We start from the raw sequence: 17,361 nt of genomic DNA, 5'->3' as shown, positions 1-17,361 counted from the left end.
TAAGTCCCTGTGGGTTGGAGCTTGGATTACTCGGCTGCGGTTTTTGCCAAGGCCTCGACCCTCACGGCCGAGAACTTGAACTCCGGGATCTTGCCGTAGGGGTCGATCGCCGGGTTGGTCAGGACGTTCGCCGCCGCCTCGACATAGGCGAAGGGGACGAAAACCATGTCCTCGGACACGGCGCGGTCCGCCCGCGCCATGATCTCGATGCTGCCCCGCCGCGTGGTCAGGCGGATCATCTCTCCGGGAACCACGCCAAGCGAGCGCAGCGTCCTGGGGTGCAGCGAACAGTTCGCTTCGGGTTCCACCGCGTCCAGCACGCTGGCCCGCCGTGTCATCGACCCGGTGTGCCAGTGTTCCAGCTGGCGGCCCGTGGTCATGATCATCGGATAGGCCTCGTCCGGCGCCTCATCCGGTGGGATGACGGCGGCGGGGGTGAACTTTGCCCGCCCCTCGGCGCGGGGGAACCCGTCGCCAAAGACCACCGCCTGTCCCGGATCGGTCGGGCTGAGCGAAGGATAGGTCACGGTTTCGGTTTCCAGCCGGTCCCAGGTGATGTTATCCAGCGACCTCATCACCAGTTTCATCTCGGCAAAGACCTCGGAGACATCCGAATAGTCCCAGGGAAGGCCAAGGCGCTGCGCCAGGTCGACGGTGATCTCCCAGTCCTCGCGCGCCTCGCCCGGCGGCGGAACGGCCGGACGCACGCGCTGTACCTGCCGATTGGTGTTGCTGACCGTCCCGTTCTTTTCATAAAGCGCCGAGGCAGGCAGGATCACATCGGCAAAGTTCGCCGTCTCGGTCAGGAAGATGTCCTGCACCACCAGGTGTTCCAGCTTGGCAAAGGCCTCGCGGGCGTGGTCCACATCCGGGTCGGACATAGCAGGGTTTTCGCCCTGTATATACATGCCCTTGATGTTTCCCGCGTAGACCTGATCGACGATCTCGGTCACGGTCAGGCCCTTCTTGTTGGACCAATCCTCGTCCCGGCCCCAGACGCCAAAGATGTCTTCCCGAACCGCGTCATCCTCGACCGAGCGGTAGTCGGGCACGAACATCGGGATCAGACCCGCGTCCGATGCACCCTGCACGTTGTTCTGACCGCGCAGCGGGTGCAGGCCGGTTCCCGGACGACCGACATGGCCGGTCATCAGCGCCAGGCTGATGAGGCAACGCGAGTTGTCGGTGCCGTGGATGTGCTGGCTGACACCCATGCCCCAGAAGATCATGCCCGCCTTGGCTCCGGCAAAGGTGCGGGCCACGTCGCGGATCACGTCGGGTGCAATCCCGCAGATCGGCTCCATCGCCTCGGGGGTAAAGGCCTTGAGGTGTTCCTTCTCGGCCTCCCAGTTCTCGGTGAAGGCCTCGATATACTGCTGGTCGTAAAGCCCCTCTTCGACGATCACGTTCATGATCGCGTTCAGCAGGCTGACATCGGCACCTGGCCGGAACTGCACCATCTGGTAGGCATGGCGTTTCAGCCCCTGCCCGCGCGGATCCATCACGATCAGCTTGCCGCCGCGCTTGGCGAACTGCTTGAAATAGGTCGCGGCAACGGGGTGATTTTCCAGCGGGTTGGCGCCGATGATGATCGCCACGTCCGCGTTCTCGACCTCGTTGAAGGTCGCGGTCACCGCGCCCGATCCAACGTTTTCGATCAGGGCCGAAACAGAGGACGCATGGCAGAGCCGCGTACAGTGGTCGACGTTGTTGTGCTTGAAGCCCTGGCGGATCAGCTTCTGGAACAGGTAGGCCTCTTCGTTGGTGCACTTGGCACTGCCGAAGCCTGCCACCGACTGTCCGCCATGCGCCTGGCGCAACCTGGCCAGACCACCGGCGGCGGCCTGCATTGCCTCTTCCCACGACGCTTCGCGGAAATGGGTCAAAAGGTTGCCCGGATCGACGTTCAGTCCCTTGGCCGGCGCATCCTCGCGGCGGATCAAGGGCTTGGTCAGCCGGTGCGGGTGGTGGATATAGTCAAAGCCGAAACGGCCCTTGACGCAGAGGCGGCCTTCGTTCGCGGGGCCGTTGATGCCCTCGACGTATTTGACCTTGCCATCCTTGACCTTGAGCGAGACCTTGCAGCCGACGCCACAGAAGGGGCAGACGCTTTCGGTTTCGCTGTCATAATCCGCGCTGTCGCCCTGCTGGGCCGCATCGACGACGGTCGAGGGCATCAGGGCGCCGGTCGGGCAGGCCTGAACGCATTCCCCGCAGGCCACACAGGTCGAGGCGCCCATCGGGTCGGCGAAATCGAAGGTCGGATAGGCATCGTGACCACGACCGGCCATGCCGATCACGTCGTTGACCTGAACCTCGCGGCAGGCCCGCACGCACAGGCCGCACTGGATGCAGGCATCCAGGTTGACGCTCATCGCGACGTGGCTGTCGTCCAGCAGCGGGATGCGGCCTTCTTCGAGTTTGGGAAAGCGGCTGGTGTCGATGCCGTTTTCATCCGCCATGTCCCAGAGGTGCGAGGACCGGTCATGTGCCGCTTCGCGTTCCGGCTGGTCCGCGACAAGCAGTTCCATGACCATGTTGCGCGCGGCCTTGGCGCGGTTGCTCGCGGTGTTGACGACCATGCCCTCGGACGGCTCGCGGATACAGGAGGCGGCCAAAGTGCGCTCGCCCTCGATCTCGACCATGCAGGCGCGGCAGTTGCCATCGGGGCGATACCCCGGTGCGGGCTTGTGGCAGAGATGCGGGATCTTCAGACCGCGGCCATTGGCCACTTCCCAGATCGTCATCCCCTTTTCGGCGGTGACGTCCTGGCCGTCCAGCTTGAAGGTGATTGTCTCGCTCATCGCTCAGACCTCGTCGGGAAAATGCTTGATTGTCAGGCGGATCGGGTTCGGGGCGGCCTGTCCAAGGCCACAGATCGAGGCGTCGACCATCGTCTGGCTCAGCTCTTCCAGAAGACCCTGGTCCCAGCGGCCGGCCTGCATCAGCTTGACCGCCTTTTCACAGCCTGCGCGGCAGGGCGTACACTGGCCACAGCTTTCGTCCTCGAAGAAGCGCAGCATGTTTAGCGCGGCATCGCGGGCGCTGTCCTGGTCCGACAGGACCACGACGGCAGCCGAGCCGATGAAGGAGCCATGCGGCTGCAAGGTATCGAAATCCAGCGGCACGTCGTTCAGCGACGCGGGCAACAGCCCCGAGGACGGACCACCCGGCTGGTACGCCTTGAAGCTGTGCCCATCCAGCATGCCGCCCGCTGCCTCGATGATATCGGTGATGGTCGAGCCTGCCGGCAGCAGATGCACGCCGGGCTTGTTCACACGGCCGGACACCGAGTAGCTGCGCAGACCCTTGCGACCGTTCTTTTCGACCGAGTTCAGAACCTCCGGCCCTTCGCGCAGGATGCGGGCCACCCATTTCAGCGTTTCGACGTTGTGAACCAGTGTCGGACGGTCAAAGACCCCGACCTGAGCCACAAAGGGCGGACGATGGCGCGGGATGCCGCGCTTGCCCTCGATCGACTCGATCATCGCGCTTTCTTCGCCGCAGATGTAGGCGCCCGCGCCACGGCGCAGGTCGATGTATCCGGGGGCAACGATACCGGCCTCTTCCAGCGCGGCGATCTCGCGGCGCAGGATTTCCAGCACGGCGGGGTATTCGTCGCGCATGTAGATGAAACAGGTTTCCGCCTCGACCGCCCAGGCCGCAATCAGCATCCCCTCGAGGAAAAGATGCGGCGTGCGTTCAAGGTCGTAACGGTCCTTGAACGTGCCGGGTTCACCCTCGTCACCGTTTACCGCCAGGTAACGCGGGCCCGGATTGGCACGCACGAAGCCCCATTTCTTGCCGGACGGGAAACCAGCACCGCCAAGCCCGCGCAGGCCGGCGGACAGGACCTTGTCCTGGACCGCTTCCCAATCGCCATCCTGACGCAGGTCGGCCAACACCTTGTAGCCACCTTCAGCCTTGTAGGCGTCAAAGGTTTCATAGTCGGGAATGCGGGCATGGGTTTCACCCGCAGCGATCGCGGCCTGCACCTTTTCCGGCGTGGCATGATCGATGTGATTGTGCCCCAGTTCCAGCACCGGCGCGGTATCGCAACGCCCCATGCAGGGCGCCCGCAGGACACGCACCTGGGTCGGGTCCATCCCCTTTTCCAGCGCCGCGCGCAGCTGATCCGCACCCGCCAATTCGCAGGACAGCGAGTCGCAGACTCGGATCGTCAGCGCGGGCGGCGGGGTGTCGTTTTCCTTGATGACGTCGAAATGCGCATAGAAGGTCGCGACCTCGTAGACCTCGGCCATGCTCAGGCGCATTTCTTCGGCAAGGGCCCGCAGGTGCCGGGCCGAAAGATGTCCAAAGTGGTCCTGGATCCGGTGAAGGTGCTCGATCAACAGGTCACGGCGGCGCGGCGCATCCCCGAGGAGAGAACGAACCTCGGCCAGTGCTTCGTCATCATACTGACGGCCTTTCGGCGTGTGACGCCCCTTGCCTCGGCCTGTCTTCCAGATACCCACGTCATCGAGCGACATGTTCAACGATCCTCTCGGTTTTTAGACCTTCAATACTTTCCCAATAATCAATTTATTTTACCCACGGTCAACACCAAATTTTGGCACCGAAGGGAAAAGGGCATCGCTGAAGAGGATGGAATCGTGCACTTGGCGCGGTCGATCCGAACGGCGCCTGCCTTCGCAGAGAAACAAATTTCGCGGATAGGAAATTTAAATTTTTTAATTTATAATCAATTACTTGATTCGAATGACACGCCTCAACACGAAACACTTGCTCGCACATTCAGTCGTGTTCTTCGCGCGATAGATCGGGCCGCCGCCACTCCTTGGATGGCGGTGACAACCGGTCGATCTGAAGCGCTCAATTAACAATGCCAGTGAAATTCAGCGGCAAGCCTCGCTGCCTAGGCTTTCGACCCGCCCTTGCCGATGAGATTGGTGACCGTTGTCGCGCGCCCAGAGAGCAAAACGCGTTGTCATCCGACGCCTGAAAGCCCGGGAATCAGGCTGGAGAATCGACATGGCGGCGAAGACTCGCACAAGGTTGGAACCGCTTTTGGCAGGACCTGCGCCGTAACAGGGTCAGCCGGGCCAGTTCACCAGTTCTGCCTCTATCTGGCCGCGCAATGCATTGCACATTCGCAGGCCCATGGCTGTCCGCAGGTCATCCGGGGTCACGCTGCCAACCCGCACTTTTCCGGTCGACAACAGCTGCGCCCGCATGACCCCCGGCAAGACCCCGTCCGACAGGGGCGGTGTCACCCACTGATCCCCCTGACGAACCAGCAGGTTGGTGATCGTGCCTTCGCAGACATGCCCTTTCTCATTCAGAAAGACAGCCTCGTCCACGCCTTGGGGAAGTGCTGCGCGCATGTCATCGTAAAGCCGTCGGCGCGTGGATTTCACCCTTAGCCAGGGGTCTTTCGAATCTAGCGTTGCCGGCGCGATGGCAACACGCCAGACAGCCGCAGGGGGCGGCAAGGACGCCGTTGTCGTCTCGAGCCGCCCATCGCTGTGCAACAATGCGCGCACCCGCAGCGGGTCTGCCCCTTCGATCCCTGCCAAGACACCATCAAATGCCCCGGGATCAAAGCGGAACCCCAGCTTGCGGGCCGCGAGGCACATCCTGTCCCGATGCCGACGCGCCAGGACCACACCCTGCCCCGGCTGCCACAGCATGGTTTCGATCAGGCCGGTTCCTGCTGGAACGTCGCGAAACGGCTCTTCCACAGCGCCTCCTCGTATTCATTGTCTGCACGGCTGTCCCAGACGAGGCCACCGCCGACATTCAGTACCGCTGTGCCATTCTCGACCAACAGCGTTCGGATCGCCACGTTGAATTCCGATCGCCCGTCGGGTGCCGCCCAGCCGATGGCGCCGCAATAGGCCTCGCGCGGGGCCGTCTCCAGGTCGTTGATGACTTCCATCGCGCGGATCTTGGGCGCGCCGGTGATCGATCCACAGGGAAACAGGGCCCGGAAGATATCAGAAAGTTCAATGCCGGGCGCCAGCCGCGCCTCGATCTGGCTGACCATCTGGTGCACGGTTTCATAGGTCTCCACCTTGAACAGTTCCGGCACGGATACGGTTCCGGGCGTCGCGACCCGGGACAGGTCGTTGCGCAAGAGATCAACGATCATCAGATTTTCGGCCAGGGTCTTTTCATCCCCAGCCAGCCAACGGCGCAGGTCCGCGTCTTCTTTCGACGTTCGTCCCCGCGGCGCGGTTCCCTTCATCGGGCGCGTCGCTATTCGGCCGTTCTCGTCGACGCGGAAGAACAGCTCGGGCGAGCGCGACAGGATGGCCGGGCCATCATCAGGCATGACCAGCGCGCCGTGCGACACTGGTTGACGGGCGGAGAGCGCACCGTAGAGTGCCCTCAAGTCACCTGAACAGGGCGCGCAAAGCGGAAAGGTCAGGTTGGCCTGGTAGATGTCCCCGGAACCAATCCAGTCATGAACCTGCGCAAAGGCGCTGGCGTAGCGTGTCGCATCCCAGTCCGGTCGGAAGATCCCCAGACTGAAATCTCCGCCCCGAGGCGCTGAGGCGGGTCCGGGTGCGGGATAGACGCCAAAACACAAAAGCGGCATGCGCCGCCTGTCCGGCATCCGGTCTTCAAGGCGCGGCTCCAGCGCATAGCCCAGTTCGTAGCTGGCATAGCCGGCAAGCCACTGCCCCGCCTGGCGCGCAGCATCGAGCTCCGCGAGTGCCGTCGGCACGTCCTCTGTGCTGTCGGCACGGATCAGGCGCGACGGGTTGGCAAATTCTGCTGCCGCATAGCCGGGGCCGAAATCGAACCGTATTTCCATCCTGCGCCCTGCCCAGAAGACCCGTTTCCAGAGTCGGGAGCGATACAGCAGGACAGCCGTGGGTTCAAATTATTTCACTCAAGGGAAATTCACGAAGGGCCGAAGTGCCTCTTCAGAAGATCGATAATCGCTCACTTCGGTGAAACTTGGCTGGGGTGGTAGGATTCGAACCTACGGTACGCGGTACCAAAAACCGTTGCCTTACCACTTGGCTACACCCCAACCGTGGCGCGCTACTTACGATGAGGTTTCAGCGGGATCAAGACCAAAGTTTCAGGAATTTCACTTACCCGCCATCTGCGCCGGACCACCCTCTGCCGGAGCCTCTCCGAAGAAGCGGAACTGGGCCCGCCCGGCGCGTTTGGAGGCGTAGAGTGCCATATCTGCCTGCTCCAGCAACTCGTCAGGATTCTCGATGCCGCCGCTGGCGGTGGCGATGCCGATACTGGCGGAAACCCGGCACTCCCGGCCGTCGTAGCTTACCGGTTCCTCGATCCGGTCTATGAGATCGGCGGCAATCTCACCAAGACGCTCGGGCCGCATCAGGCCACCGAAGACAATCAGGAACTCGTCCCCGCCGACCCGGACTGCGGTATCATCCTTGCGGATAACGTCTGTCATGATGCGCGCCACATGCCGCAACACCAGATCGCCGGCCGCATGCCCCAAGGTGTCGTTGACCTGTTTGAAGAAATCCAGATCGATGTGCATCAGGGCAAACGGTTCCCTTCCGCGCTTGAAACGTTCCAGCACCGCGTCAAGCGCGCGGCGGTTGCGCAGCCCGGTCAGGGTATCCGTGAAGGCCCGTTCTTCGGCGGCGACCATCGCTCCCTGAAGCCTGGTATTCAGGTTCCGGGACGCATCCATCGCCGCGGACTTTGCCTCGACCAGGTACAACATTTCGACGGCAAGATCCGTGGGCGCAAAATCCGAACTGGTCAGGGCATAGTCCCGCACCGCGCTCATGACATGGATGCCGAAAGACAGGTTGACCACCGCGCCACCCTGTCCATCGGCAACAAGCACGCCGTAAAGCTGTGTGCGGACTCCGCCGCGCAGCCGCAGACGGATCTTGCGGCCTTCGGTCTGCAACAGCTGCTTCATGCAGGTTACGGCGCGGGGCCTAAAAACCTCGAACACCTCGAGGAAGCGGGCGCCCTCCAGCGGTTCGGGACTGATCTTGTGCAAGGTCGGGCCGGCCTGGCGGATATGGCCCGAAGGCTCCAACAGCAGGTGCATCGGGCAGATCAGGTGCAGGATTTCCTCGGGAAGCGTGCTCATCCCTCGCCCGCCCCGCCACTGCCCGCAGCCAGTTCGAACTCCCGCCCCTCGGCATAGGCGGTCTCGATCACCGTCACCATCAGGTATTGTTCGCCCCGGTGCCCGCTTTCGGTATCCAGAAGAACCAGCGCGCCGTAGTCATCGGCCATCGCCCGCAAGACGCCCATCATGACGTAGCCGAACCCGGGCAAGCCATCGCCCACCCGCAGCTTGAACTGGGTGTTTCCGTTATCCGTCAGTTCAAGGTCAGGCAGAACCAGATCGGCGACCACCAGGCGGCTCCGGTCCGGAAGATCGTCCAGGGAATGCAGGAACTCGATGAAATCGACGCCACCAAAGCGCAGCAGGCGACGCAAGCCCTCACTGTTGGGATGCGACACGAGGTAGGTGCCGACATCCTCCCAGATCGCCTCGGCCGGCTTGTCCAGAACGGTTTCCGCCGCACCGATCAATGCGCTGTAGGTTTCGGGCGCATAGTTCAGCATCGCCTCGAAGTCGGGCACCTCAAGGCCCGCCTTCTCGGCAATGTCGGCCCATATCCCGGGTCCATATGTATCCTCCACAAAGACCTGGAAGGTCCGCAGGATCAACCCATGCATCATGCCATACCTCTACGCCTTGGTCGGAGCATGGCGGTCAGCGATTAAAAATCCGGAAACAGGTACAATTGCCCGGATTTCCGCGGGGAAGCCTGCGGACAAAGACCCGTCTCAGAAATCCGTCGGCGCCCCGCCCTCTGCCTTGCGGCGTGCGACGAAGTCCTCCAGCTCCTCACGGATCGCCACGTCCAGGGGCGGCGCCTCGAACTCGTCCATGATACGTTTGAACAGTGTATGCGCGCGCTCGGCCGTCCAGACGGCGCCAGCCGCTTCCCAGGCCTCGAAGTTCTTCCAGTCCGACAGGAAAGGTTGGTAAAAGGCGGTCTCGTAGCGTTCCTGCGTGTGATCGACCCCGAAGAAATGGCCATTGGGGCCCACTTCGCGGATCGTCTCGACCGCCAGTGCATCGTCCGAAACATCACAGACCTCGGGCTCGAGGTAACGCTGGATCTGCTGCAACACCTCGCAGTCCATGATGAACTTTTCCGGGCTGGCCACCAGCCCGCCCTCCAGCCAGCCAGCCGCGTGATAGACCATGTTGGTGCCCGACTGGACCGCGGCCCAGAGCGAATGTTCTGTCTCCCACATGGCTTGCCCGTCCGGCACGTTGGCCGCGCAGACCCCCGATGACCGCATCGGCAATCCGTAAAACCGCGCCATCTGGCCGGTCATCTGGGTGGCACGCATGTACTCCGGCGTGCCGAAAGCCGGCGCGCCGGTCTTCATGTCGACGTTCGAGGTGAAGGTCCCGATCACGCAGGGAACACCGGGATTGATGATCTGCGCCAGAACCACCGCCGCCAGCCCCTCGGCCAGGGATTGCGCCACCGCGCCCGCCATCGTCACCGGCGCCATCGCACCGGCGAGCGTGAAGGGCGTCACCACCAGTCCCTGCCCGCGCCGCGCCATGCGCATCCAGCCATCCATCATCGGGTAGTCATGCTTCAATGGCGAGGTCGAGTTGATGTTGGTGTACATCCGGGGCGAGGCGTTGAACTCCTCGTGGCTGATCCCCTGGCTGATGCGGACCATTTCCATCACGTCCTCGACCCGCTCCTTGCCCAGTGAATAGGCGTGCATGACCTTGTCGGTCAGTGTCAGCTTGTCAAAGACCACGTCCAGATGGCGCACGCTGGCATGCACGTCCACCGGCTCGACCGGGTAGCCGCCGGCGAAGTGGATGCAGTTGAAATACTGCGTCAGCTTGAGCAGGTTGGCACATTGCTGGCGGGTGCCGGAGACCTTCTTGCCGATTTCCAGGTCATAGTAGTTGGGCGGGGACGAGACGTTGCCAAAGAGGATATGCCCGTCCCCGATGGTCAGTTTGCGGTCTGGGTTGCGCGGCATGAGCGTGAACTTCGCCGGGGCCTTGGCGACCATCTCCATGACCATGTCACGCCCGATGCGGACGTTCTCGCCCTGGACGGTGCAACCCGCGGCACGCAGGATCTCGACCGCTTCGGGGTGCAGAAACTCGATTCCGATCTCTTCGAGGATGCGCATGGTCGCATGGTGCAGGCGTTCCACGCCCTCCTCGGTCAGCGGTTCCGTGGGGCGATCGATGTTGACGGGCAGACGCCATGGCATCTGTTCGATTGCCGCGCCACCGCGGCGCCGGTTGCCCGCGCGCCCCCCGGTCCGGCGGCGTTTCTGGGCGGTCAAGATAGCGTCAGCGGCATCCGGCATGGTGGCTCTCCGTGTCTGGTGCCCACCATCACACAGCGCCCGCGACGCGCCTTCCTTCGCAAAACCGACGAAATTGGTCGCTTTCAGGTTCCGCGATCAGAGAGCCAGTCCGGAAGATGCCCGATGTCGGGCAGAACCACGTCCGCCATCGGTGCCAGGGTATCCGCATCCGCCATCCCGGTCAGCACACCGGCTGTCCACATGCCTGCGGCACGACCGGCGGCAAGGTCATGCAAGCTGTCGCCAACCATGATCACCCGGTCCGGTGCATGACCTGTCGCCGAGGCAAAGGCCAGCAAGGGCCGGGGCGACGGCTTGGCGCCGTGACCGCTGTCAGCGCCGGCAACGAAATCGAACATCCCCTCTATCCCGGCGGCCCGCAGATGCGCACGCGCCACGGATTCGCTGTCGTTGGTCATCACTCCCAGACTGAGCCCGCGCGCCGCCAGTCCGGCGAGATAAGGCACCAGCGCCACGGCTTCGCTTAACGGGGCGTCGGCCGCCTCGGCGATGATCAGCGATTCGAGCTCTTCGATACCGCGTTCGGGCAGGATGGGGGCGATCAGTTCGGCAACCTCGCGGTTGGTTCCCGCGATCACCGGGCTGCCAGGCAGGAAACTGCCCGCCTCGAGATCGAACATCAGGGCCCGCGCCAGACCGTGCCGCCGCAGGTCATCTCCGTCGGCCAGACGTAGGATCAGGCGCGCCGCAAAGGCGTTCCAGGTTTCAGCAAAATCGAACAGGGTGCCGTCCTTGTCGAAAAGCACCGCCTCGATCGCGGCTAAAGTCATGTCCAGTGTACCGTTTCCCCGCCCGGCAGGGCCATCCGCGCGGCCATAGGGTCCTGCGGCCGAAGACCTTCCGCCTCGCAGAAAGCCATGACCCAGGCATCATCCATCAGGAGGAAATCAAGAACCGACCCCTGAAAGACCGGGTCCTGCAACCCCTCCCGAAAGTCCTCCTGCGAGGCCCCCGTCGCGCCCAGGAAGACCGGCAGCAACTCGTCGTTTCCGGCCAGCCAGGCCACCGCCTGCAAGCCGACGGTTTCGGCGGCTTCCCGCGACAGATCCATTTTGATCTCTCTCCGAAAGGGTTTCTTAACCAATAGTCATCAAAGCTGAGCGGAAAGAAAAGTGCAAGCGCGGCTAACTGCGGCTAACCTGCATATGCGGGGGTATCGAAAGATGACCGGAAGGATATTGATAGTGGATTCGGTTCCGACGAACCGCATCATCCTGCGTGTCAAACTGTCCGCCGCCTACTACGACGTGATTCAAGCCGACAACGGAGAGGCCGCGCTGGCCTTGCTGCGCAAACTCTCGCCCGATCTCGTGATTACCGCCACCGACCTGCCCGACATGACGGGGCGTGCGCTCTGCGCGGAAATCAACAAGTTGCCGGCCAGCGTGCGCATTCCCGTGGTGATCCTGCATGGCGCCGACGACCCCGGCGAACGGCTTGCATCGCTTGCAGCGGGCGCCGACGATGTGCTGACCCGTCCGGTCGATGATCTTGTCATGCTGGCCCGGCTGCGCTCTCTCCTGCGTGCCCGCGACGCGGAGGCAGAGCTGCAGTTGCGCGACGACACTCAGCGCGCGCTCGGCCTTGCCGAACAGGGGACTGCATTCGTGGCGCCGGGCCTTGTCCGCCTGGTCTCTCCGCCGAAACTGCCCGAGACGAAGGCTCTGAGCGAGGGGCTGGCCGCGCGCATTCCCGACCGGATCGAGGTGGTCGACCCCGAGGACGCGTTGCGCGAGCATACCCGCGCTCCGGATGTCGTGGTCGTCGCCGAGGCGCCGGGCAGTTCCGGCGAGGCGCTGACGCTCTTGCCGCAACTGCGCGCCAGCCGTCACACCCGCCATTCGGCGCTGATCTACATCGCCCAGCCCAACCAGCAGCGAGAGGCGGCAAGTGCGCTCGACATGGGCGCGAACGACCTGCTCAGCTCGGGTCTGGACCTGGACGAACTGGCCATCCGGTTGAAGAAGCAGGTCGAGCGCAAGCGCACCAATGACCGGCTGCGCGCCAATATGCGCGACGGGCTGCGCGCGGCGGTCTGCGACCCTCTTACCGGGCTCTACAATCGCCGCTATGCGGTGCCGCATTTGTCGCGGCTGGCGGACCGTGCCACGGGCCAGAAACGCCCCTATGCCCTGTTGCTGGCGGATCTCGATTTCTTCAAGCAGGTCAATGACAACCACGGCCATGCAGCCGGGGACGCGGTCCTTGTTACCCTGGCCCAGCGGCTAAAGGACAACCTGCGCGCCGCTGACCTGATTTCGCGCTGGGGCGGTGAAGAATTCCTGGTGGCCATGCCGGACGCCGACCGAACCGCGGCCAAGCGTACGGCGGAACGGCTTTGCCGGATCATGTCGCGCCAGCCGGTGACCTTGCCCGACGGCAAGCAGTTGACCGTGACGCTGTCCATCGGGGTCGCAATTGGCCGCCCCGGCCACGAGTCCAGCCCGCTGGAACTGATCGAACGCGCGGATGAGGCGCTTTATGCGGCCAAGCACAAGGGCCGCAACACGGTGGTCATGGCAGACACGGTACGCCCGCTTACGACGCGCGGCCCGACGCCGCTGGCCAAAACCCTGTCTGCCAAGGACGACAAGGAAGCCGAGGCTCGGCGCGCCGGACTGACCTGACAAAAGTCCGCCGCGCTCAGTCGCGCGGCGGTTTCGGCGCCTGGCGTCCGTCGCGGTCCTTGTCCCGACCATGTCCACGGCTCCGCATCCGTTCCAGCTCGGCTTCCAGTCGGTCGGCATAGGCGCGACGCTCCTCGGCGCTCATCTCGACCAGGAATTTCACCAGGACCTCCTGGCCCCGCGTCCGCACTTCGACGCCGCGCGCAGCCTGATCTGCAAGCAGTGCCGCAAGGGCCGCCTGGTCGAAGGGGTCCTGCCGCAACAGCTCCAGTCCACGCTGGTAATCCGCAAGATAGCCAGCCCGCATTGCACCGGCATCCTTGCGCATCGCCCGCCAGAGCCCTCGACGCAACTCGCGCCGCTGATCCTCGTCGAAGGCGCGCGTGTAAGGCAGCACCGGATCGCTCCGGTCGCCGCGCGGCGCTGGCGGTCCATTGAGGAAAAACCCCACCGCCGCGCCAACCACCAGCAGGTTGAGCGCCAGCGACAGGAACAGCAGGATGCGCAGCCAGCGCCCGGGCCGGCCCGAGGTTTCCATTTCCGACGCCATTGCCTACCCTTCCATCAAAGCAAGGTCGAACCCGCCGAGGGGATCGACACCGAGCGTCCCCAGCCCGGCGGCATCGCCCCCCCAGAATACCGACAGGCTTTCCGGAGAACTGACCCCGATCAGGATCCCCGCCGCGCAGGCGGTCGCCAGCCCGGTCACGCCAATCCATCCACCCAAGGCTTCGCGCAGCTGCGCCAACCGGCCCGGCCTGGGCGGCCGCACAACCGGCGCCGGGGACGCCGCGCGCGGCTGCTCGGCCAACGCCTGCGCCTCGATCCGGGCCAGGAAATCGCCGTCGGGAAGCGGAGCCTCGGCGCGTGCCGCTGCGAAAAACAGCCCCAGTGCATCATCGTCCTGGTTGTCCTTGCGCTCAGTCATCGTCTTCATATCCCAGTTCTGCGCGGCGCCCGATCAGCGCCGCCTCCAATGCCCGCTTGCCCCGCGCCACAAGACTCTCGACCGCGCGCGGCCCGATGTCCATGATCTCGGCGATCTCGGGGTTGGGCAGCCCCTCGATATGACGCAGGATCACCGCCTGTCGCTGCCGATCGGGCAAGGCGTCCAGCGCCCCCTGCAGTGCCTCGGCGCGGGCCTGTTGCTGCAGCCCCGCCGCTGCCGAGGGTGTTTCATCCAGAGGTTCGGGCACCGAGTCGATGTCCGTCCCGCCACGCCGCCGCCGGATGCGATCGATGCAGAGGTTCGCGGTCACGCGGTAAAGCCAGGTCGAGACCTTGGCCTCGCCCATCCGCCACCCCGGCGCGGCACGCCATAGCCGCAACAGCGCCTCTTGCGCCACGTCCTCGGCCTCGGCCCTGTCGCCGCCCAGCATCCGCATGGCATGTGCGAAGACACGCGGCGCTAGGCGCTGGGTCAAAACCCGCGCCGCGCTGGCGTCGCCGGCGGCGTAATCCGCCAGCAGGTCTTCATCGGCTGCCGCACTCATGGCTTCGAAAGGCATGTCCTGTCCATCGTTCCGCGCTATCCCGGCAATTCGCCGCGTGCAACGGTCCGGGCGGCGGCCAGCGCCGCCCGGTCTCATCACTCAGCTGTCGTCCGACATGTCGGGGCCACCGAAGAACGGAAAGCCCATGCCGCCTTGATGGCCATGCCCGCCACGATGGCCGTGCTCACGGTCCTTATGGCCAAAGCGGGACTTGCCGCCGCGCTGGAAGGCACCGCGCGCCTTCTCGATCTCTTCCAGCGTCAGCGCGCCATCATCGTCCGCATCCAGCCGGTCGAACATGTCCTGAGGTGCACGCCGGGCCGGACCTGCAGCCAGTTCATCGGCACTCAGCAATCCGTCACCGTCCTGGTCCAGCCGCTCGACCATCGTCTGCATCCGCGCAACACGTCGGGCATCGCGGGCCGCCGCGATCTCTTCGCGGGAGAGCTTGCCATCGCCATCGGTATCGGTGGCCTCGAACTGTGCGGTCTTGAAGGCCTCGATCTCTTCCTTGGTCACCTTGCCGTCGCCATCCGCGTCGATCTCGGCAAACATTTCCTGCATGAAGGCGCCGCGCGGTCCGTGGGCGCCGAATTCCATGCCCTTGGCCGAGGCCACACCTGCGGTGCCCATCGCCACAACCATCGCGCCGGTGATCCAGAGTGCAGTCGTTTTCATTTCCTTGTCCTTCCAGAGCTAGTCTCGGGTGTCCAAGCCGCCCGCTCTCCGGGCGTCTCTGCAGTCTATCACGGCCCACCCCGGCAATTCCGTCGCAAGAAATCGCAGCACTGCCTTCACGCTGCCGTGATCTGTGACATCCGGACGCAATGACGTTTTGCACCCTTCCACCGCATCGGTCGCGCCCCCATCCTGAAAGCTGGAAACGCGAAAAAACTGAGATGTACGACATGCCGGACACACCGGAAAAAGACAGCCTGTGGCCGACGCTGTGGCGGGGCTGGCGGCGACGCTGCCCCAATTGCGGCAACGGCCCGATGCTGTCGGGCTACCTTACCGTGCGCGATCATTGCCCGGTCTGCCGCCAGGAATTGCACCATCACCGGGCGGACGACGGCCCGGCCTACCTGACGATCCTGATCGTCGGTCACCTCATGGCGCCCCTGCTGCATGTGGTCTTTACCACGTGGCGCCCCGAGCCGCTGGTCCTGTTCACGATCTTTGGCGTTGGCTGCGTCGCGCTCTCGCTCTATCTTCTGCCCCGATTGAAAGGGGCGATCGTGGCCTTCCAGTGGGCACGCGGCATGCATGGTTTTGCGCCCCCAAGCTGAGGGGCGCAGATGACCGAGACGACGGCCAAGACCATCGACAAGACCGCGATCCGCGATGCCGCCACGGTGGTTGTCCTGCGTGACAGGGCCACGCGTCCGCGCGTCCTGATGGGACAACGCGGTGCCAAGGCCGCCTTCATGCCCAACAAGTTCGTCTTTCCCGGTGGCGCGGTCGATGCGCAGGACGCACAGATCCCGCTGGCCCGCGCCCTGCCCCCGCTCTGCGCGGCGCGGCTGAGCGAGGATTCCTCGCCCGACATGGCCCGCGCGCTGGCCGTCGCCGCCGTACGCGAGTTGTGGGAGGAGACCGGCCAGATCCTTGGCGTTCCAGCCCCCTGGCCCGAATCGATCCCCGAGGACTGGCTCGAGTTCGCTGGCACCGGGCACCGCCCCTCGGCCGAACCACTGCAGTTCATCTTTCGCGCCATCACCCCGCCGGGACGACCGCGCCGCTTTGATGCACGGTTTTTCCTGCTCGACGCGGACGAACTCGCCTCGGACCCGGATGATTTCGACGCCGCCACGGACGAGCTTTCGCACCTGCAGTGGATCGCCGTGGACGAGATCCGCAACTATGACATGCCCTTCATCACCGAGGTCGTGCTGGCAGAGGTTGCGGCGCGCGCAACGGACGAAACACCCCCCGATTCCGTCCCATTCTTCCGCAACGACGACGAGGAAAGCCTGTTCCTGCGCCTGCATGGTGCCGGGATGCGCGACTGACGCGGCGCCACTGGCCCTCGCCCACGGTGCATCGTATGTGTAGCCCATGTTGAATACGCTTTCTCACGGCACGCCCGGCGGTACACCCCTTGTCATCGTCCACGGGCTTTACGGGTCGGGGCGCAATTGGGGTGTGATCGCCAAGCGCCTGTCCGACCGCTGGCACGTCTTGACCCCGGACATGCGCAACCACGGTGACAGTCCCCGGACCGAAACCCACGGCTATCCCGACCTGGCCGGGGACCTGGCAGAACTGATCGACGCCCACGGCGGCCGCGCGCACGTCGTCGGCCATTCGATGGGCGGCAAGGCGGCAATGGTCCTGGCACTGCAACACCCTGAAAAGCTTGCCTCGCTCCTCGTCGCCGACATCGCGCCCGTGGCCTATACACACAGCCAGATCCAGTTCATCGAAGCCATGCGCGCGGTTGATCTGTCCTGGGTCGAAAAGCGCTCGGACGCGGTTGAGCAGCTGGCACAGCATGTCGAGGACAAGACCCTGCAAAGCTTCTTCACCCAGTCTCTGGACGTGCAGAACAAACGGTGGAAGCTGAACCTGGACACGCTGGCCCGGGAAATGCCCAAGATCCTCGGGTTTCCCGAGATCGAGGGTCGATACGACGGGCCGACGCTGTTCCTTTCGGGCGGTCAGTCCGACTATGTTCAGGCCGAACACCGTCCGCGTATTCGCGAGCTGTTCCCAAAAGCACGGTTTGCCAAGATCCCTAAGGCAGGACACTGGCTGCACGCAGAAGACCCGCGCGGGTTCGAGGCCTCGGTTCGGGCTTTCGTGGATCACGTCGAAGGGTAGCGGGCCAAGGGCAGTTTCACGATTCCCGAAACTGCGGCATTTCCTTCCGA

17 protein-coding genes and 1 tRNA gene are annotated in these 17,361 nt (G+C 64.1%); 4 read left to right on the top strand and 14 right to left on the bottom strand.

Annotation, left to right across the window (positions count from 1 at the left end; all coding sequences use genetic code 11):
• Positions 1-26 precede the first annotated feature (26 nt).
• The 10 genes from fdhF to BLQ71_RS07630 form a co-directional block, all read right to left on the bottom strand.
• Positions 27-2,804, bottom strand: coding sequence for a formate dehydrogenase subunit alpha (fdhF, locus tag BLQ71_RS07675; protein WP_074621265.1), 2,778 nt, complete (start codon positions 2,802-2,804; stop codon positions 27-29).
• A 3-nt stretch (positions 2,805-2,807) separates the two neighbouring features.
• A complete protein-coding gene (locus tag BLQ71_RS07670) occupies positions 2,808-4,490 on the bottom strand; it encodes an NAD(P)H-dependent oxidoreductase subunit E (protein ID WP_074621264.1) in 1,683 nt (560 codons plus the stop codon).
• Positions 4,491-5,054: 564 nt separating this feature from the next.
• Positions 5,055-5,702, bottom strand: a complete 648-nt coding sequence (locus tag BLQ71_RS07665) for an aminotransferase class IV family protein (RefSeq protein WP_074621263.1) — start codon at positions 5,700-5,702, stop codon at positions 5,055-5,057.
• Positions 5,660-6,781, bottom strand: coding sequence for an aminodeoxychorismate synthase component I (locus BLQ71_RS07660; protein WP_074621262.1), 1,122 nt, complete (start codon positions 6,779-6,781; stop codon positions 5,660-5,662). Before BLQ71_RS07660 ends, BLQ71_RS07665 begins: the two co-directional genes overlap by 43 nt.
• A 147-nt stretch (positions 6,782-6,928) precedes the next feature.
• A tRNA-Gln gene (locus BLQ71_RS07655) sits at positions 6,929-7,003 on the bottom strand.
• Between the two features lie 60 nt (positions 7,004-7,063).
• Positions 7,064-8,062, bottom strand: a complete 999-nt coding sequence (locus tag BLQ71_RS07650; RefSeq protein ID WP_074621261.1) for a GGDEF domain-containing protein — start codon at positions 8,060-8,062, stop codon at positions 7,064-7,066.
• A complete protein-coding gene (locus tag BLQ71_RS07645; protein ID WP_074621293.1) occupies positions 8,059-8,661 on the bottom strand; it encodes a heme NO-binding domain-containing protein in 603 nt (200 codons plus the stop codon). The genes BLQ71_RS07650 and BLQ71_RS07645 overlap by 4 nt, the downstream gene beginning before the upstream one ends.
• Before the next feature lie 111 nt (positions 8,662-8,772).
• Positions 8,773-10,347 carry a trimethylamine methyltransferase family protein gene (locus BLQ71_RS07640; protein WP_074621260.1) on the bottom strand — a complete coding sequence of 525 codons (1,575 nt, stop codon included), beginning with the start codon at positions 10,345-10,347 and terminating at the stop codon, positions 8,773-8,775.
• An 83-nt stretch (positions 10,348-10,430) separates the two neighbouring features.
• On the bottom strand, positions 10,431-11,138 hold the full coding sequence (locus BLQ71_RS07635) for an HAD family hydrolase (protein WP_074621259.1): 708 nt from the start codon (positions 11,136-11,138) through the stop codon (positions 10,431-10,433).
• The gene (locus BLQ71_RS07630; protein WP_074621258.1) at positions 11,135-11,419 is read right to left on the bottom strand and encodes a DUF3572 domain-containing protein; all 285 of its coding nucleotides are present in this window, start codon (positions 11,417-11,419) and stop codon (positions 11,135-11,137) included. Before BLQ71_RS07630 ends, BLQ71_RS07635 begins: the two co-directional genes overlap by 4 nt.
• 133 nt (positions 11,420-11,552) lie before the next feature.
• Here BLQ71_RS07630 and BLQ71_RS07625 point away from each other — a divergent pair, with 133 nt between their 5' ends.
• Positions 11,553-12,995: a diguanylate cyclase gene (locus tag BLQ71_RS07625; protein ID WP_229754778.1), complete on the top strand. Its 1,443-nt coding sequence runs from the start codon at positions 11,553-11,555 to the stop codon at positions 12,993-12,995.
• A gap of 16 nt (positions 12,996-13,011) precedes the next feature.
• Here BLQ71_RS07625 and BLQ71_RS07620 read toward each other — a convergent pair whose 3' ends face one another.
• The 4 genes from BLQ71_RS07620 to BLQ71_RS07605 all read right to left on the bottom strand — a co-directional run bounded on the left by BLQ71_RS07620 (position 13,012) and on the right by BLQ71_RS07605 (position 15,166).
• Positions 13,012-13,545, bottom strand: a complete 534-nt coding sequence (locus BLQ71_RS07620) for a periplasmic heavy metal sensor (RefSeq protein WP_074621256.1) — start codon at positions 13,543-13,545, stop codon at positions 13,012-13,014.
• A 3-nt stretch (positions 13,546-13,548) separates the two neighbouring features.
• Positions 13,549-13,923 (bottom strand): hypothetical protein, encoded by a 375-nt coding sequence (locus tag BLQ71_RS07615; protein WP_074621292.1) that lies wholly within the window; start codon positions 13,921-13,923, stop codon positions 13,549-13,551.
• Positions 13,916-14,503 carry an RNA polymerase sigma factor gene (locus tag BLQ71_RS07610; protein ID WP_069209887.1) on the bottom strand — a complete coding sequence of 196 codons (588 nt, stop codon included), beginning with the start codon at positions 14,501-14,503 and terminating at the stop codon, positions 13,916-13,918. The genes BLQ71_RS07615 and BLQ71_RS07610 overlap by 8 nt, the downstream gene beginning before the upstream one ends.
• An 84-nt stretch (positions 14,504-14,587) precedes the next feature.
• Complete coding sequence (locus BLQ71_RS07605) at positions 14,588-15,166, bottom strand: EF-hand domain-containing protein (RefSeq protein WP_088702305.1); 579 nt, start codon at positions 15,164-15,166, stop codon at positions 14,588-14,590.
• Positions 15,167-15,396: 230 nt separating this feature from the next.
• On the opposite strand from BLQ71_RS07605, the gene BLQ71_RS07600 reads away from it, so the two are divergent.
• Genes BLQ71_RS07600 through BLQ71_RS07590 form a run of 3 tightly spaced genes read left to right on the top strand, consistent with a single transcriptional unit; the run spans position 15,397 to position 17,311 of the window.
• The gene (locus tag BLQ71_RS07600) at positions 15,397-15,777 is read left to right on the top strand and encodes a DUF983 domain-containing protein (RefSeq protein ID WP_043136818.1); all 381 of its coding nucleotides are present in this window, start codon (positions 15,397-15,399) and stop codon (positions 15,775-15,777) included.
• A gap of 9 nt (positions 15,778-15,786) precedes the next feature.
• A complete protein-coding gene (locus BLQ71_RS07595; RefSeq protein WP_074621255.1) occupies positions 15,787-16,500 on the top strand; it encodes an NUDIX hydrolase in 714 nt (237 codons plus the stop codon).
• A gap of 46 nt (positions 16,501-16,546) precedes the next feature.
• Positions 16,547-17,311, top strand: coding sequence for an alpha/beta fold hydrolase (locus BLQ71_RS07590; RefSeq protein ID WP_074621254.1), 765 nt, complete (start codon positions 16,547-16,549; stop codon positions 17,309-17,311).
• The last annotated feature ends 50 nt before the right edge of the window (positions 17,312-17,361 follow it).

Source organism: Antarctobacter albus, from assembly GCF_900101505.1.
GTDB lineage: Bacteria > Pseudomonadota > Alphaproteobacteria > Rhodobacterales > Rhodobacteraceae > Antarctobacter > Antarctobacter albus.
Note: the sequence above shows the minus strand (reverse complement) of the source record. Positions and strands in the feature narration are given on the sequence as shown.

Coding starts and splice junctions, on each gene's coding strand:
- BLQ71_RS07630 (WP_074621258.1), bottom strand. CDS start 11,419: ATGGATCTGTCGCGGGAAGCCGCCGAAACCGTCGGCTTGCAGGCGGTG.
- BLQ71_RS07615 (WP_074621292.1), bottom strand. CDS start 13,923: ATGACTGAGCGCAAGGACAACCAGGACGATGATGCACTGGGGCTGTTT.
- BLQ71_RS07605 (WP_088702305.1), bottom strand. CDS start 15,166: ATGAAAACGACTGCACTCTGGATCACCGGCGCGATGGTTGTGGCGATG.
- BLQ71_RS07595 (WP_074621255.1), top strand. CDS start 15,787: ATGACCGAGACGACGGCCAAGACCATCGACAAGACCGCGATCCGCGAT.
- BLQ71_RS07590 (WP_074621254.1), top strand. CDS start 16,547: ATGTTGAATACGCTTTCTCACGGCACGCCCGGCGGTACACCCCTTGTC.
- BLQ71_RS07610 (WP_069209887.1), bottom strand. CDS start 14,503: ATGCCTTTCGAAGCCATGAGTGCGGCAGCCGATGAAGACCTGCTGGCG.
- BLQ71_RS07635 (WP_074621259.1), bottom strand. CDS start 11,138: ATGACTTTAGCCGCGATCGAGGCGGTGCTTTTCGACAAGGACGGCACC.
- fdhF (WP_074621265.1), bottom strand. CDS start 2,804: ATGAGCGAGACAATCACCTTCAAGCTGGACGGCCAGGACGTCACCGCC.
- BLQ71_RS07660 (WP_074621262.1), bottom strand. CDS start 6,781: ATGGAAATACGGTTCGATTTCGGCCCCGGCTATGCGGCAGCAGAATTT.
- BLQ71_RS07650 (WP_074621261.1), bottom strand. CDS start 8,062: ATGAGCACGCTTCCCGAGGAAATCCTGCACCTGATCTGCCCGATGCAC.
- BLQ71_RS07670 (WP_074621264.1), bottom strand. CDS start 4,490: ATGTCGCTCGATGACGTGGGTATCTGGAAGACAGGCCGAGGCAAGGGG.
- BLQ71_RS07640 (WP_074621260.1), bottom strand. CDS start 10,347: ATGCCGGATGCCGCTGACGCTATCTTGACCGCCCAGAAACGCCGCCGG.
- BLQ71_RS07645 (WP_074621293.1), bottom strand. CDS start 8,661: ATGCATGGGTTGATCCTGCGGACCTTCCAGGTCTTTGTGGAGGATACA.
- BLQ71_RS07620 (WP_074621256.1), bottom strand. CDS start 13,545: ATGGCGTCGGAAATGGAAACCTCGGGCCGGCCCGGGCGCTGGCTGCGC.
- BLQ71_RS07600 (WP_043136818.1), top strand. CDS start 15,397: ATGCCGGACACACCGGAAAAAGACAGCCTGTGGCCGACGCTGTGGCGG.